Source organism: Bacillus sp. UNC437CL72CviS29, from assembly GCF_000482345.1.
Lineage (GTDB): Bacteria > Bacillota > Bacilli > Bacillales > Bacillaceae_G > Bacillus_A > Bacillus_A arachidis.
In genome coordinates, this window is record NZ_AXVB01000015.1 from 86,308 (window position 1) to 100,661 (window position 14,354).

Sequence of the window (14,354 nt, forward strand, 5' to 3'; positions counted from 1 at the left end):
GAATGCCTATTAAACAAACATTTATAGCTCTTTTTATTTGTTATATTATATTTTAATATTAAAATGAATTTCATATTTTTTCACGCGTTTTTATATCATTTGGGAGCAAAATGGGAGCAAAAAATTGAAGTAGACGAGTATTTCGGAAATGATATCCCAGATGATTATATTGCCTTACTTCACCTTTCTTTTGATGTAAAACTACAAAAGAAATGATTAGCATGTAGAAGAATTAATGATCTTCCAGGAAACCCCATACCATCAAGAAGGTAATAATATAGCAAAAGCAAACCTTGAAAGATCTGGAGATAAAATGATTTTCAAGTCCAATTGGTCTGCTCCTACCCTAAATTAACGAAAAAGCCCGTCTCACTCGAGGGGGACTTTCACTTTATCAGCTAAATTCTCTTTTATATTTCCTTTTACATACTTATACATTTCTACCTCTTGATTTGTTGCCTTTCTTCTGTATAAACCAATGTCATCAACCTCAATCTATACCCAACTCTTTAAATCCCCCAAAAAACCCCTCTTGAGTTGCTCCGATGTAATTGCACCTATTTTAGTAACTATCTCTTCATTCATCAAACTATACTGCCTCTCATCTTCTAATAAAAATACCGGCTCACCAAAAATTGAATCCTTGCGGAATAAAAATGTGTATTCTTTTGGTTCTGCTGGTACTTTGATGATACATGAAACAGATTCGTTAACATCGGAAATTTGCATTTCCATCGCTTACATCTCCTATTAACTATAAGGTATAGATCCATCAACAGGCGATAAACTTTCATGGTTGGATCGAGTGTCAGCTGGTGGAATGATGGTTCTGGGTGTTACACTAGTTGGGAAGCTTGCTAAAATGGTGAAAGGTGTGAAAATGACTGCAGATGCAGCCCAAGCTGCTAAAGCCACTGAAAATTATAAGGATCATCTTGAGAGACAAGATAAATTATTAACTAATAATGGTGCATATCGGAAAGCAAGACGAGCCGCTGGAATTCCTAACTCTACTCCGCGCAAAAACCCTGTTCAAGTATTTGATGGGACTACTGAACATAGATGGGTAGAGGAGTACACTAATTTTAAAGGTGAAAAAGTGTATATTATTGAGCACAGAAAAGATGAAATGGGCAGGGGATCTCATTTCCACACTGCTGATGATGAAAAAGGAAGCCCATTTGAAAAAGGAACATATAGACAGCATCCTGGACATTATCCTGAAGATATTGAGGGTTACAAGAAAAAAGGTAAAAAATAAAAACTAAAGGTGTGAAAAGTTTTGAGTAATGTGGATAAAAATCGAATGGAAATTCTTAAAAGAAAAGTTAAAAGAAACGCTAATAGAAAAGAACTTATAAACGAACTTTCTAATATTGTTACAATTTCTATGGAATCATTTATGGATGCAGAATCTAATGATTTATTTTGTAAAGAATTATATAGTAAGCTAGAAAAAAATTCAGACATAAAAATTTTTGGTGACACAGATTATAAAGAAAATAGAAAATTATCAATAGCGCTGTTAAAAGAAACAATTAAAACCATTAAATTTCCAGTTAATCAAGGGAGACTATTTTTCTCTAGAGGGGGTAAAATTGAAGCAGTTAAGCTAAACATCACTGAAGTATTTAATAATTTAGAAGAGTTATCAGCTATATCAAGATTTCTAACTGGGTATGCAGATTTTGTATTAGTTGGTGACGATTTAGAATTCGGAGTATGTATTGAGACTACAGAATATCATTACGAATTTAGCATGTGGGGAATAACAACAGTTTAAAATACGAAAGTAAATAAGACCGCCTCTATTAAGAGTGGTCTTATTTGTCAATTCATATATACCAATGCATTATTAGCTGTAATATAGAAAGTTTTCCCTCGACTATTGTGTACTTTGTATTGTGGTGATCCATTGACAGTTACCTTTGCATCGATAGTAAATCCTAATCCTGCATCAACTGTGCCAGCTACATCTTTATCCTGCCAAGATGGAGAATCATAGAAACGTAGGTTGTCCACCCTGGACACAACACGTTTACCTACCGATGAATCAACTGTGCTTTTCTTATCGAATTTCACATAAGAAGAATCGTATTTAATCCATTGCTCTCCACCAAGGTTTAACCATCCGTCTTTTTCAGCCCACACAACATATGATTCTGGTTTGTTTAACTGACGAATTTTAGAGTAGCTTGCAACTGGTCCTTTACGTAAATTTACGTTGTAACCATTAATGTATGCAACTCCATCTGTTACTGCTGTTGGTACTTCTTCTGGTTTTGATGGTTTTTCTGGTACAGATACTTCATAGAATCATTGTATGCACGTTTCACATCAGCACGGAATTGTGCCTCTGATACACAATAATCAAGCGGATCTTCATGGTCTGTGCCGCCAAGATACTTCGTTACATCATAGTGAGTCCATAATCCTTTTTCGACTGAAAGTTTATTATCTTTCAAAATTTTAGCAAGTAACTTCACGTATTTATCATAGCTGCGTTTAAATTTCTCATAGTCTTTTGTTTCGCATAGTTCTACATGTACAAAACGTTTATTTGCATCTGGACCTGCACCATAAGCAATGTATTTTGTATCAGCATTTACTTGTTCACGTATACTCTTCCACTCACCGCTGTCATAGAACTTACGCTTCTGTTGTTTTGTTTCATTGGTATCCACTGCTTTGTTTCCTTTTAAGAAATCATCAATCAGTTTATTAATTAAACTAACTGTAGTTTCTTTCTTCACTTTCGGTGTTTTGTTCTCATATAATCCATCAAGCACTTTAATTAATGGTAGTAACTTTTCTAACTCCACATATTCTTCAAGTTCTTCCTCATCAATAGCATGAAGAATTGTAGCAATAACAATTACCTTCTCAACTTTAGTTAGTTCCATTTCTTTTTTGTTCAACACTCGTTCCACATCACAGGAACAAATGTCCGTGCTCTTCTTATAATAGTTATTAAGCATGAATTGCAACCGATCTATTTGTTTTTCTGTTAACAACTTACCGTTACATTCCATCTATCCTCACCCTCAATCATCTTCTCACGATATTGGATATCAAGAAAATAGCAGAGACATCCATACCGAATTGTTTATTGTTAGCATTAAAAGCAGTAGTCTCACTATCTAACATTTGATACTTATGCTCACACATTACTCTCACTCCCTTATTAATCTAATTCCTTTACTTCCTTTGCTTTAATGAATTGAATCATAATCACTAAGCAAAGTATGAATCCAGCAATAAACCATCCACATTGCTCCATTCCATCACTTCCTTCGCAAAATAAAATAAGACGCTAAACCTATAAAGGTAGCGCCTAGGATAATTGCTATAAACTTAATCAAACTCATTTATCCTCACATTATTTATTTCTCTGTTTCCATACCCCATTCTCTTTACGATAAGTGTTCTTACCATTCATAAAGTCAGCTGTATTGCCAGGAATGCTATATTTCTTATTCTTTTTCTTAGTCTTCTTCTTCAACCGCTTCTCTTCTTGAACAGCTTGTAAATCCGCCTTCCATCGCTTTAACAAAACCTTTTCTTTTCGCATCGAATTTATACCCCTTAGTTTAAATTACCCACTAAAGGTAAAAATTCTATTTTTTAACATAAATATCCTTTTATTTGAATATAAAATGTTTTTGCACTCCTATTCAAATGTCAATTTTGTTCAATAAAAAGAGCATCCGCGTTAGCAGATGCTAAAATTTGTGAAAGGAGTCAATAGGATAGGATAAGCGATTGAGCTTGTCCTACACTATAATATATGCTTGTCCTTCTCAAAATGTGAAAGAGAGCACTTCCCTTCCTTAAGTAAGTGCCCTCCACAGACATGGGGTAACATGTCAGAAACCTTTCTATACATTGTATAGTTATATACTTGTTCACATTCCTCATTATTATATAATTTCTATATAGCAAAGAAGAAAGCACCCGTTTTGGATGCTGTCAATTATTATCATTATAGTTACGTTCCAATATAATGTTTAATTCTCTTTCTGATTCCTCATTTTTTGGATGTCGATAATACTCTAATTTATATTTCTTTACATCATAATTAAAGAGGCCAATCTTAATACTTTTAGTTTCTTTCAAAACAGCCATTAAACTAGCTACATCCTCATTCTTCGCATCAAGAATCATTTCTCCAGATTTATTCCTAAAAAATACCCTCATACGATCATCCCCTTTCCCCTATCTATTCGACAGAAAAGAAGAATATCCTACATAATAAAAAGCACTCCATAAGGAATGCTTTTTATTATAAGTTTTCATATTTAGTTAGTTCTGTTTCAAACTGATTAATTGTATTTTGATATTGTTTTTTTATCGAATCCGTGAATGTCAATACTGAAAGAAGATTCTCCATGATTTGTGTAAATTCAACTTCTCGAAGTAACTTATCGTAACTAATATAAGAGCAACCATGCACCAGTTGCCCTTTCGTCAAAATCCTATGTTATTACTATAAATACGGTAAATGAAGTTTTACTTTTAAAAAGTAGAAATCTGCCATTCACTAGAATAACAGTTTCCCAAAATAAACAAGTCGTGTTTGTATATCTATCGCATATTTCATTTAGTTTGGTTAAGGTGTTTTCACGCCTCTTTCATCTAACAACCGCGACAGACACTCTTGGTCGACTTATCAGACCGTCCTCATTCCATCTACCTAGAATGTTGTTAGCTGAAAGAGAGCAAAAGCTCTTCTTCACTTTCAACGTATGTCATGCAAACTATTGTGAATATCATGAACCGGCAATCCATTCAATCCACCAACCATCACCATTTGTCATGACGATCTATTATAAAGGTAGGCGTGAGTCGTGTTTTCCACCATGCCCACAATACAAATATATCACCTTATTTCCAAAATGAGCGGCACATTTCCGGCCAAAAATCGGTCACGACTCTGCCACTTTATTTTAATTCGCTAATAACCTTTATTTCCCTAGACAAGCCCACTGCAACAGCCATAAAGAATAAATTAGATTTCTATTAAGGCATTACGCTTGATCTGATTGTTGAACATGTAATGGAGGCGGTATAATCCAACCTTTTTTCTTATTCAGACGAAGCAATATAGCTCCAGCTTGTGCTTTTTTCATATGGAATTGACCAAACATCATTCCTACATCTTCTCGAAGTGATTGTCCCATAGCTTGGCTACATGCTACCAAACCTGCTGCAAGACCTGCAGAAACCGTTGCCGCAATTTCTGCGTCATTTATACGAGCGCCAGGTGGAATAGTTTCAATAGATGCAACTGGTCTTTCTGGAGGTGCTGGCGGTAATGCAACACCATTTAATTTTAATAAATTTTTTAATTCTTCAACTTCTGATTGGATATCATTCTCTACGAGATTTTCTAAAAATTTCTTTAAATCCTCGTCTCCTGTGTGGTTAATAAGAACTTGATATCCAGCAATTGCACCTTGTGCCGCTGCAAGATAACTCCAAATCCCAAAGACTTCACCGTAGTGCATTGGTTCATTTTGTGGATTTCCACCTAAAACACCCATTAAAATATTCCTCCTTAAAGAAATTAATCTTTTAACAACAATGCTTACTATAGAAAAAATTTTCCCAACCATGTTCCAGATTAAAAAAATAAGTTCTTATAACTCATAAGGAACACCTTACCCAAATATAGTAATTACACCCTATAGAATGTACTGTTTCAAAAAATTTATTCTGATAAATAGCACATATATTTTTATTAACATAATCCATTATTATCAGTACTTTTAATAATTAGAAATTAAAGATGGTCATCATAATTTCAACTCAAATGGACTTATATATTCTTAAACGAATATTACCTAAAGGAACTGGAGATATTACTAAACACGAAAGGAGGGAAAACTATGAAGAAAAAATTGTCATCTATTTTAAGTGCTCTATTACTAACTATTATGTTTTTTGGTACAAGTGTCCACGCTGAATACGATGGGAATAATATGAATAGAGTTAACAATAATGATATTACAACTCGAGTTAATGACAATAACATGAATAGAGTTAATTATGATACTAGAACTCGAAATGTGAATACAACAAATGATTTAAATAATGATCGTGATGATAATAATAATTGGGCGTGGCTTGGTTTATTAGGACTATTAGGTTTATTCGGTCTTAGAAAAAAAGAAAAAGAACCTGAAAGACGTTAATATAGAACATCGCATTTAACTTTAAAAGATACTTATTTATCAAAAGAATGCAAAACGAATAAACTATGAATCGCCTTTTATAAGGCGATTTTTTATTTTTTCAAAATCTATAATAATTATATAAAGACGGATACCATTAATCGGAAACAATCAATTTCTTAACTTGATGGTAATAATGGAGCGGTACGTCCATTTGACGAACTACGCTTCTTTTTTATGCCGTTGCTTCACTTACCCATATCTTATATTTTGTGTAACTGCCCCTATTGCTGAATCCCTTGATATTCATAGCTTCATAACACTTTCCTTTTTGAGTTACACAACACAATAAAAATGAGTAACTGTATAGAATTAAAAAGAAAAAAGCAATGATTAGATTTTAAACCTAGTCATTGCTTTATCCATTGCATCTTGATTTACTCCTATATATCGTAATGTTACTCGTTGACTCGAATGATTGAATATCTCCATTAGCAATGGCTATATTCTTTGTCTGCATATACATATGATATCCGAACGTCTTACGTAGTGTATGTGTTCCAATCTCATCTAATCCAAACTCTGCTGCTGTGGTGCTTAGTATTTTATAAGCCATACTTCTCCCTATTGGTCTATTCTTTCCTTGCCTACTCTTAATTAGATACTCATGATCTTCCATATCTTCAATGTACCACTTTAACTCTCTTCTTAATACTGCAGTAATTTGAATACGTTTCTGTTTACCCGTCTTCATTTCACGCATTGAGATATGACTTACCTTTAAATCTCCAACCTTCAGCTTTAGAATGTCACTAATACGTAGACCTGTATTGATTCCCATTACAAACAACATATAATTCCGTTCACTCTTTTCCCTTAAATGCTCTTTAATTTGTTGTATTTGCTCTGGATCTCGAATAGGTTGTACAAAATTCACAGATCATCCCCTCCATAATGATTTTCTACCTCATATACTTCTAATCTCAAAGCAAAAGCTAAATTATAAAAAGCTCTGGACTTCCAACGACGATAAGTACGTTCAGCCATTACAATCTCGTTATAAATCATATAATCACATACGTCTTCTTCTAAATAACGCTTATTAATGATGTCCCTCTGAATTCTCCCTGCACGTCCATTACCCAAACGGCTTAAAAATTTATCAATGCGGAATGACATATTTTTAAGGTATTGTTCACGCTCACTGCGCTTTATATTTTCTAAAGCTACATCTTCTAAAAGATTTCCTACTACATTTGTAGAACCATGATATCTCACTTCATACGAAGGAGTGACTTTCATTTCTTCTCGAACCATTCCGAACTGTCTATAAATACGTACTTCTTCAAGAAGACTTTCTAATTTTTCCTGTGTTGCTGCGCGATCAATTTTAAATAAAAAGGTTAATTGCGTCATATATAAAACACTGCTTGTCTATTTTTCTAATGAAATATAAAAAAGCGGACACCAAACTACAGAGCAATATCGCTAATGCTCTTAATAGTTCAGTGTCCGCTGGTTCTTCCAGTAGGACTAATAATTCAATTGTGTTTATTATACCATTTTCTTCTTTAGTAATTTGTAAAAGGATTATTTTGTTGACTTTTCATCGTATTCATGGATACAAGCATCACACATTTCTGATACTTCATCTATCCAATCCGTTTCTTCCAAACAATTACTGCAGCGTTTCATTTCCCTCTACCTCCCTGTATAAATCTCAATATTCCGCATATAATGTATACAGGCTATACGCCATAACTTATTTAGCTGAACCTCTATCAGTAGTTCCTTGACTTAAACAGTTAGCTTTTGCTAGCTGCTCTTTTTCTGCCAACTAACTTCAGATAATCAATATGAGCAATTCTTTCATTCTTATCTTTATAAAGGGAAATCCACACAAGTTTTCGTCCCGGCTTTGCGTGTGTTACCTTTGCTAGTCCTCGTAATTCTGGGTAATCCGGGTGATTTACCATTACCAAATCTTTCTCTTTAAACTCCATTTGTAACACCTCATTTCTGTACAAAATGAAATTTTTATTAATTTCCCTAACATTCATGAATACTTGTTCAAATATCGTGCAAATTATAAATAGGCCACCAGCCATAATTATATTCCTGTGAAATTGCGTTAAACTTTAACTCCTTAAGAGACAGTTGTGACAACCGAGCAGTTGGTTTATTGAGCCAGCTGCTTTGTTGTATAGATTTTCAATGTAAGTACATACTACCTTTGTAGGGCTTGATTAATTGTCATCTGAAAGGCTCTCTGGTTTTCCCCACTTCTGTTTAGGAGAATAGCTTTAAAAGCTGTTCTCCTCTATTTAGTGGGACAAAGTTTTTGTTCTCAAGTTAAGTTTTATTAGGTTCTTTCAATTCCGTATAATATTTCAAATTCCGTATAATATTTCAAATTCCGTTTAAACTATAGCTGTAACTTTAGGTTACAATTCATTGCTGTAAGCGTAGTGCTTCTTTTGTACAACAAGTAGTTAGCTAATTGAGCTAGCTGCTTTGTTGTGCAAAATAGCGTTTTTGTTCAATTATGGTTTAATAACTATCCATTCCTTTGAATCGATACGTTGCTGAGCTTCTTCCATGCTGATTGCACTACCAGAACCGTCTGAATAAACAACTTGAATCTTTCCGGTCATGAATCCATCAAAATCATGATTGTATGAAATCAACGCATTACCCAAAACTTTTACTTTTACAAACTCGCATCCATCTATATCTTCAACTTGAAAGTTTTTCACTTCTTTTTCTTCCACTTGCTCAATTAGCCAATCATAATCGCACTTCGTCATGCAAATCGCATGATCTGCAATGTTGGTGATATTCTCTTTTACTTCTTTTAATCGCTTATTCATTTATTTCACTCCATTCAAAATAACTATTTTATTAAAAATCTTTAATGAGCTAATCCTTACAGTTTTGTAATACTAATGTCACTAAAATCAATTTTTTCACTATAAACTCTTTACTATAATTTTCCTTATACATAAACAAGAATTGTTAAGAAATAACTAAGCATTAATTAAGAAACCGTTAGGCCTCAGTTAAAAAATTTTTCACATAATAAAGTTATAGACACACAATAAGGAGCGATTTAAAAATGTCTTTTTCTCAATTAAATATTGATGCTTTTCGAGCTATCAATGATTTAGGGAAGCAATATTCATCCCTAAACTCAACTATGGTATTTTTGGCGAAATATATGGTGTATTTTTTAGGTTTAATCATTATGGCTTATTGGTTTACTCAATCTAGAAAAAACAAAATGATGATTATTCAAGCAATGGTTGCTTTCGTAACTGCTGAAATAATTGGAAAATTAGTAGGGAATTTGCATTTGAATTATCAACCATTTGCAGTATTACCTAATGTTAATAAACTTGTCGATCATGCAGTAGATAATTCATTTCCTAGCGACCATACGATTCTATTTTTTTCAATTTGTTTTTCATTTTGGCTTGTTCGTAAAAAGACTGGGTGGTTATGGCTTGTGCTTGCATTTTGTGTAGCTATTTCTCGTATCTGGGTAGGAGTTCATTATCCTTTCGATGTCATAACAGGGGCTTTAATAGGAATTATTTCAGCACTATTTTCGTATTGGTTAACACCGAAATTTACATTCATCAAACAATTACTTAATCTTTACGAAAAAATAGAAGAAAATGTAATACCATCCAAAAACAAGTCGAAAAACTTTTGATTAATCTCACAAAGCTAAAAAGATTACATATATTACCCAGTATTTTTCAATATTGTCTTGATCGAAGAGTGCTCCCTTGGGCGCTCTTTAATTTTAAAATAACGCTTTTGTTATAAAGTTACTGCTTCTGCTACAAGTTTACTTTTCTCTAATTGTTCAATTGCCATTTGTAATCCTAACCAGTAACCAATTAAACGACGTGGTAACCTTTTACCGAAACCCCAAATATCTTCCATTGTGTCGGAATCTAATAAGCTATTATGGTAAACATCACTTAACCAAAAGTGGTAACTTTCCATAGATGAACTCTCACCAATTGCTGAAATAATGCCATCATATATTTCTTGTCCGTCTTCCGTTTCATTCATATCGTATTCTTCCCAATATTCATCAAGTTCCTTTTTAGCCTTTTCTTCATCGAAATTCCAACGCTCTTCACAAAATGCCGTTAACTTTTCAGTAAAATACCCTACCTAAATTGAATCCTTTGATGTTTTCCAATGTCGCTGGACATGTAAGGTTATACACCGCTTCACCAATATCACCCGAAATAAACACGTTATATCCTGAAAGCACATATTTAGTACGATACATTCCCGTCCCAGGTTTACCCCAATAAATAACTTGTAATCCCTCTTCACCTTGAATTTCAGCTACATGATTTTCAAACCAATTTTCTTTAATATCTTTAATTGCTTTTTCAATGTATTCCATCTCTCATTCCCCTTTTTCTACAAAATTCAAGTTTTATTAAAGCAAATGTGTTTTTCGTTCATCCATACGAGTTACTTTTCCACCTTTATATACAAAGGACTGTTCCCCATGACCACTTGTTGGTGGCTCTATTGGATGAACTTGTCCATCTTTCACAACATAAATCATATTTTCCGCTAATGAAATTTCAGCCTTCATTTCTACAATGTTCTCCTTGATAATTGCCACCGGAACCACTCCTATTTGTGTTATAATTACTTTGTCGAATAATTATGTCGGGAGTGATCCCGGCTTTTTTATTTGCCTATAAATATTGCACAACAATTTTGTGTACCTACTTTTATGTTACGAAAGCTTCCTCCCCTACAGTTAAAAGCATATATAATCTCAGAAAAATTCAATGTTACGTTGATAAATTTGAAAATGTATAGACAAAAGGCCCTTATCACGGTGACCCTAAAAAGAATTTTGAATTCGAATGGGATGTACAACTGTCCGAAAAAGGAATGAAGGAATGGGGGAAATATACAAAGAATGAGAAAAAATATATTAACGTTGCTCCAGATGACACAATTTCACACTAACATATTTTAGGAGGATTATTATGTTCCAACTGAGTTTATTTGTAGAATGTCAGAATAAGGACAAAGCATTGACAATATTGCATGAGTTATTAAAAAAAATAGACACTATGATTACTTCACATGATGTAAGCTCAACTGAACCTTATTGGAAGTTTGACGGTTGGTTTAAGGTTGTATGTAATATAGAAACTTTAAGAAGTACTCTTGACGTTGAGGAAGCAGAAAAAATACTTGAAAAGATATCAAATAAATGGTTGTGGGATAAGGGGGAAATTTCTGCTAGTTCTACTAGCAATAATGATGGCACAGTGTTTTTTAATGACAAAGTACGATTTTTCACTTGTTGGTTTGAAGACTTTGAATAATTTTTTGATAACCTTGATGGGCTAGATGCCTCTCAAGCTTTTATAGTTTATTAGTACCTATACCTATAAACATTTAGGGGGATAGAAAACGGATTTAAAATACGAAAGTAAAGGAGATAAATTATGGCAATTCATATTACAATGAATAAAGAATTTGAAGACGAGGAAATAGTTGTATATCAATTTTACCCCTCAGAATATCCAGATAAAGTTGGAAAAATGTATTTTCATAAAAAAGAGCAAATATTTCATGAAATAGATCCAGTTCCGGTAAAATCAACTGCAACAAGTGAACATTACTTTTATTGTGCATGTAGCAGAATAATGCAATGTATCAAGAGTGGTGGAGAATTCTTGGAAGAAATGGAATATGGAGTATAATGAAATAAAAAATGTATAAGTTTCATTTGCTGTTACATAGTATGTCTTACCTTTCCTGTTGTGTACTTTGTATTGTGATGAAGCATTGACAATAGCCTTCGCATCGATTGTAAATCCTAATCCTGTATCTAAAGTACCAGCACCATCTTTATCATGCCAAGATGGTGAGTCATAGAAACGTAGGTTGTCCACTTTAGACACAACACGTTTTCCTGCAATCAGATTAACTGGCTCTTTCTTTTCGAATTTGATGTAAGAAGGATTGTTATATACCCACTGATTCCCACCAAGATTTAACCATCCATCTTTTTCGCCCCACACTTTATATGACTCTGGTTTATTTAACTGACGAATAACAGGGTAACTTCCATTTGGTCCTTTGCGAAGATTAACATTGTAACTTTCAATAACCTCACATATTTATCATAACTGTGTTTGAATTTCTCGATTACGAACATAATCCCACTACTTATTTAATTATATGCTGGTTTTCCCCTCTCGCATTATGTAATTTTCATATTGATCATACTGCTAAAATTTGGTAGTTATTACTTTAATGGGAAAATAAATCCATGTCATAAATATACTTAACTTGATTAATATCTTATTATAAGGTAAATTTAATGCAATATCGTTTTATGGTAATACTCATCACTCCTTGTTTATAATCGGTTTTTACAAAGGGAACAAATTGTGTCTGCATGCACAATTTTTCTACAATAATTTTAAACATCTATTTGTTTTATAATTTATGTTAAAGGTGGTATGTATGAAGAATAAAGCTCCAGAAATTACGATTTTAAGAAGTATAGCGTGTCTAAGTGTGTTACTTATACATTCTATAACAAAAAACCCTGCAAATTTTGAGTCGGAAAGTATACTAGAACTATTCCTAGCTTATTTTCAATTATTACTTATGTATGGTACACCAATGTTTGTTTTTATATCTGAATTTGTAATAGCTTATAATTATCAAAATAAGCTACCAAATAACTTCATGTTAAAAAGGGTAAAGTTTATATTACTACCTTTTATATTTATGGGGATTTTTTATGCTATAACGTCAAATTACGAAGATGGGCTACATTCAATTTTAGTTCAAGCTACTAGAAATGTTGTATTAGGAGATTACCATGGTTATTTTATTTTAATCATATTTCAATTTTATTTTCTACATATGATCTTTAAAAAAGTAGAAAATCACTTTTCTCCTAAAACCGTTATTCTTTCCTCTTTATTTATAAACTTTATATATCTCGGTTTCTTTAATTTTATTGAACCATTTGATATACCAAGTGCCGACTATATTTGGTATCGATATTCTTGGATTCCATTTCCAGGCTGGATTGCATACTTTTTTATAGGGTATTATGCAGGTACTCACTACGAATCTTTTAAATCTTGGTTAATGCAGTATTCCAAACAGATAGTTTATTCATGGGTTTTAACTGGCATGATGATAATCCTTTTTCAAAAATTCAACATTATAACTGATATTAGTTCTAAAAGAATTGATATTTTCTTATTCACAATATCTACAATACTACTATTTTTCTATATCGCTTCAAAAATAAAGCATGTACCTAGATTCCTTATATTTGTAAGTCGATATTCTTTTGGAATTTATTTACTACATCCTTTTTTACTTGACACGATAAGTAGTACTATACAAACAAAAATCCCTCAGCTAAGTACAATTCTTGGTGCATTGTTTACGGATTTTTTCGTTGCTCTACTCATTCCAATTCCTATAATATATCTTTTAAATAAATTTAAACTCGGCCCATATATTGTAGGTAAGGTAGCTCCTAGCTTTAAATCAAACTTGAAAGTGTCTAACGAAAAGGTTTACACCCCAAGTCAGAAAAGCTTCTGATTTAAAATATAAAAAAACGTCTAACGAAAATGAGACAGATTATTTTATTAGGCAACTTCTTGGGCATGTGGCCCGGTATTATACCGGCACATGCCTTTTCGTTTTTCCTTAGTCCCTATAGGAGTTGCATCATTCTCAATACGTATTTTCATGTGAAATACATATTAATTAACATTACCTCTTAATTAAAGCTGAATATCCCACTATTTATTTTGTAAAACATAAAAAGCCAATGCCCCTTGAACTGCACCCCAATTGTTAGACATAGTCTAACAATTGGAGGTGCAGTTTTTTTATGACAAAATTTACGAAGGATTCAAGGTTAAAGCTCGTTCAAGGATTTAATCCAAAAACAATTTCTCAAGCAGAATATGCAAAACAGATGCATATTACAAAGGCGCAATTTCAATACTGGTTGCGCTTATACGAACTCCATGGAGAAGAAGGTTTACACGAGGTCTATACAAATTACACCGTAGAGTTTAAACTAAACGTACTAAATTTTATGGCTCAATCGGGTATATCGTTAATGGATACAGCGGCTAT

General features: G+C 32.9%; 15 protein-coding genes and 7 pseudogenes. 10 read left to right on the top strand and 12 right to left on the bottom strand.

What is annotated here, in order from left to right:
- Positions 1–495 precede the first annotated feature (495 nt).
- Positions 496–735 (bottom strand): hypothetical protein, encoded by a 240-nt coding sequence (locus tag M014_RS0114350; RefSeq protein WP_026592372.1) that lies wholly within the window; start codon positions 733–735, stop codon positions 496–498.
- A 25-nt stretch (positions 736–760) separates the two neighbouring features.
- On the opposite strand from M014_RS0114350, the pseudogene M014_RS26935 reads away from it, so the two are divergent.
- Both M014_RS26935 and M014_RS0114360 read left to right on the top strand, forming a co-directional pair.
- Positions 761–1,261: pseudogene (locus tag M014_RS26935) on the top strand (HNH/endonuclease VII fold putative polymorphic toxin); the annotation flags it as partial.
- 21 nt (positions 1,262–1,282) lie between these two features.
- Positions 1,283–1,783, top strand: coding sequence for a YxiF family protein (locus M014_RS0114360; protein WP_026592373.1), 501 nt, complete (start codon positions 1,283–1,285; stop codon positions 1,781–1,783).
- A gap of 47 nt (positions 1,784–1,830) precedes the next feature.
- On the opposite strand, the pseudogene M014_RS26940 reads toward M014_RS0114360, so the two are convergent.
- The 4 genes and pseudogenes from M014_RS26940 to M014_RS0114395 all read right to left on the bottom strand — a co-directional run.
- Positions 1,831–2,603: pseudogene (locus M014_RS26940) on the bottom strand (N-acetylmuramoyl-L-alanine amidase); the annotation flags it as partial.
- 776 nt (positions 2,604–3,379) lie between these two features.
- Positions 3,380–3,571, bottom strand: coding sequence for a hypothetical protein (locus tag M014_RS0114385; protein WP_026592376.1), 192 nt, complete (start codon positions 3,569–3,571; stop codon positions 3,380–3,382).
- A gap of 398 nt (positions 3,572–3,969) precedes the next feature.
- Positions 3,970–4,197, bottom strand: coding sequence for a hypothetical protein (locus tag M014_RS0114390; protein ID WP_026592377.1), 228 nt, complete (start codon positions 4,195–4,197; stop codon positions 3,970–3,972).
- An 830-nt stretch (positions 4,198–5,027) separates the two neighbouring features.
- Positions 5,028–5,543, bottom strand: coding sequence for a DUF3231 family protein (locus M014_RS0114395; RefSeq protein ID WP_026592378.1), 516 nt, complete (start codon positions 5,541–5,543; stop codon positions 5,028–5,030).
- A gap of 345 nt (positions 5,544–5,888) precedes the next feature.
- On the opposite strand from M014_RS0114395, the gene M014_RS0114400 reads away from it, so the two are divergent.
- The gene (locus M014_RS0114400) at positions 5,889–6,194 is read left to right on the top strand and encodes a WGxxGxxG family protein (RefSeq protein ID WP_026592379.1); all 306 of its coding nucleotides are present in this window, start codon (positions 5,889–5,891) and stop codon (positions 6,192–6,194) included.
- A gap of 372 nt (positions 6,195–6,566) precedes the next feature.
- Here the strand turns inward: M014_RS0114400 and M014_RS26945 are convergent.
- The 4 genes and pseudogenes from M014_RS26945 to M014_RS26950 form a co-directional block, all read right to left on the bottom strand.
- A pseudogene (locus M014_RS26945) lies at positions 6,567–7,110 on the bottom strand (site-specific integrase).
- On the bottom strand, positions 7,107–7,589 hold the full coding sequence (locus M014_RS0114410) for an ArpU family phage packaging/lysis transcriptional regulator (RefSeq protein ID WP_026592380.1): 483 nt from the start codon (positions 7,587–7,589) through the stop codon (positions 7,107–7,109). Before M014_RS0114410 ends, M014_RS26945 begins: the two are co-directional and overlap by 4 nt.
- Positions 7,590–7,978: 389 nt before the next feature.
- Positions 7,979–8,176, bottom strand: coding sequence for a hypothetical protein (locus M014_RS0114420; protein ID WP_026592381.1), 198 nt, complete (start codon positions 8,174–8,176; stop codon positions 7,979–7,981).
- A 540-nt stretch (positions 8,177–8,716) separates the two neighbouring features.
- Complete coding sequence (locus tag M014_RS26950) at positions 8,717–9,043, bottom strand: hypothetical protein (protein ID WP_035415100.1); 327 nt, start codon at positions 9,041–9,043, stop codon at positions 8,717–8,719.
- A gap of 245 nt (positions 9,044–9,288) precedes the next feature.
- Between M014_RS26950 and M014_RS0114430 the strand changes: the two genes are divergently transcribed.
- Complete coding sequence (locus M014_RS0114430; RefSeq protein WP_026592382.1) at positions 9,289–9,888, top strand: undecaprenyl-diphosphatase; 600 nt, start codon at positions 9,289–9,291, stop codon at positions 9,886–9,888.
- Between the two features lie 110 nt (positions 9,889–9,998).
- On the opposite strand, the pseudogene M014_RS26955 reads toward M014_RS0114430, so the two are convergent.
- Together M014_RS26955 and M014_RS0114440 are read right to left on the bottom strand one after the other, a co-directional pair.
- Positions 9,999–10,602: pseudogene (locus tag M014_RS26955) on the bottom strand (hypothetical protein).
- Positions 10,603–10,638: 36 nt separating this feature from the next.
- Entirely contained in the window at positions 10,639–10,830 is a 192-nt protein-coding gene (locus M014_RS0114440) for a DUF3954 domain-containing protein (protein ID WP_026592383.1), read from the bottom strand.
- An 81-nt stretch (positions 10,831–10,911) separates the two neighbouring features.
- On the opposite strand from M014_RS0114440, the pseudogene M014_RS30645 reads away from it, so the two are divergent.
- The 4 genes and pseudogenes from M014_RS30645 to M014_RS30130 all read left to right on the top strand — a co-directional run.
- Positions 10,912–11,010 (top strand): annotated as a pseudogene (locus tag M014_RS30645) (ImmA/IrrE family metallo-endopeptidase); the annotation flags it as partial.
- Positions 11,011–11,045: 35 nt separating this feature from the next.
- A pseudogene (locus M014_RS30125) lies at positions 11,046–11,186 on the top strand (polymorphic toxin type 17 domain-containing protein); the annotation flags it as partial.
- A gap of 20 nt (positions 11,187–11,206) precedes the next feature.
- On the top strand, positions 11,207–11,551 hold the full coding sequence (locus M014_RS29670) for a hypothetical protein (RefSeq protein WP_026592384.1): 345 nt from the start codon (positions 11,207–11,209) through the stop codon (positions 11,549–11,551).
- Between the two features lie 123 nt (positions 11,552–11,674).
- Positions 11,675–11,932: a hypothetical protein gene (locus M014_RS30130; RefSeq protein WP_026592385.1), complete on the top strand. Its 258-nt coding sequence runs from the start codon at positions 11,675–11,677 to the stop codon at positions 11,930–11,932.
- A gap of 9 nt (positions 11,933–11,941) precedes the next feature.
- Here the strand turns inward: M014_RS30130 and M014_RS28395 are convergent.
- A pseudogene (locus tag M014_RS28395) lies at positions 11,942–12,340 on the bottom strand (N-acetylmuramoyl-L-alanine amidase); the annotation flags it as partial.
- Positions 12,341–12,701: 361 nt separating this feature from the next.
- Between M014_RS28395 and M014_RS26965 the strand changes: the two are divergent.
- Together M014_RS26965 and M014_RS0114460 are read left to right on the top strand one after the other, a co-directional pair.
- Positions 12,702–13,808 (top strand): acyltransferase family protein, encoded by a 1,107-nt coding sequence (locus tag M014_RS26965; RefSeq protein ID WP_231503944.1) that lies wholly within the window; start codon positions 12,702–12,704, stop codon positions 13,806–13,808.
- Between the two features lie 295 nt (positions 13,809–14,103).
- Positions 14,104–14,354, top strand: a 251-nt coding sequence (locus tag M014_RS0114460) for a helix-turn-helix domain-containing protein (RefSeq protein WP_026592386.1), incomplete at its 3' end; no start/stop codon positions are given.

Bases quoted from the DNA above. Each gene is read 5' to 3' on its own strand.
- M014_RS0114350 (WP_026592372.1), bottom strand. From the start codon at position 735: ATGGAAATGCAAATTTCCGATGTTAACGAATCTGTTTCATGTATCATC.
- M014_RS0114385 (WP_026592376.1), bottom strand. From the start codon at position 3,571: ATGCGAAAAGAAAAGGTTTTGTTAAAGCGATGGAAGGCGGATTTACAA.
- M014_RS0114390 (WP_026592377.1), bottom strand. From the start codon at position 4,197: ATGAGGGTATTTTTTAGGAATAAATCTGGAGAAATGATTCTTGATGCG.
- M014_RS0114395 (WP_026592378.1), bottom strand. From the start codon at position 5,543: ATGGGTGTTTTAGGTGGAAATCCACAAAATGAACCAATGCACTACGGT.
- M014_RS0114400 (WP_026592379.1), top strand. From the start codon at position 5,889: ATGAAGAAAAAATTGTCATCTATTTTAAGTGCTCTATTACTAACTATT.
- M014_RS0114410 (WP_026592380.1), bottom strand. From the start codon at position 7,589: ATGACGCAATTAACCTTTTTATTTAAAATTGATCGCGCAGCAACACAG.
- M014_RS0114420 (WP_026592381.1), bottom strand. From the start codon at position 8,176: ATGGAGTTTAAAGAGAAAGATTTGGTAATGGTAAATCACCCGGATTAC.
- M014_RS26950 (WP_035415100.1), bottom strand. From the start codon at position 9,043: ATGAATAAGCGATTAAAAGAAGTAAAAGAGAATATCACCAACATTGCA.
- M014_RS0114430 (WP_026592382.1), top strand. From the start codon at position 9,289: ATGTCTTTTTCTCAATTAAATATTGATGCTTTTCGAGCTATCAATGAT.
- M014_RS29670 (WP_026592384.1), top strand. From the start codon at position 11,207: ATGTTCCAACTGAGTTTATTTGTAGAATGTCAGAATAAGGACAAAGCA.
- M014_RS30130 (WP_026592385.1), top strand. From the start codon at position 11,675: ATGGCAATTCATATTACAATGAATAAAGAATTTGAAGACGAGGAAATA.
- M014_RS26965 (WP_231503944.1), top strand. From the start codon at position 12,702: ATGAAGAATAAAGCTCCAGAAATTACGATTTTAAGAAGTATAGCGTGT.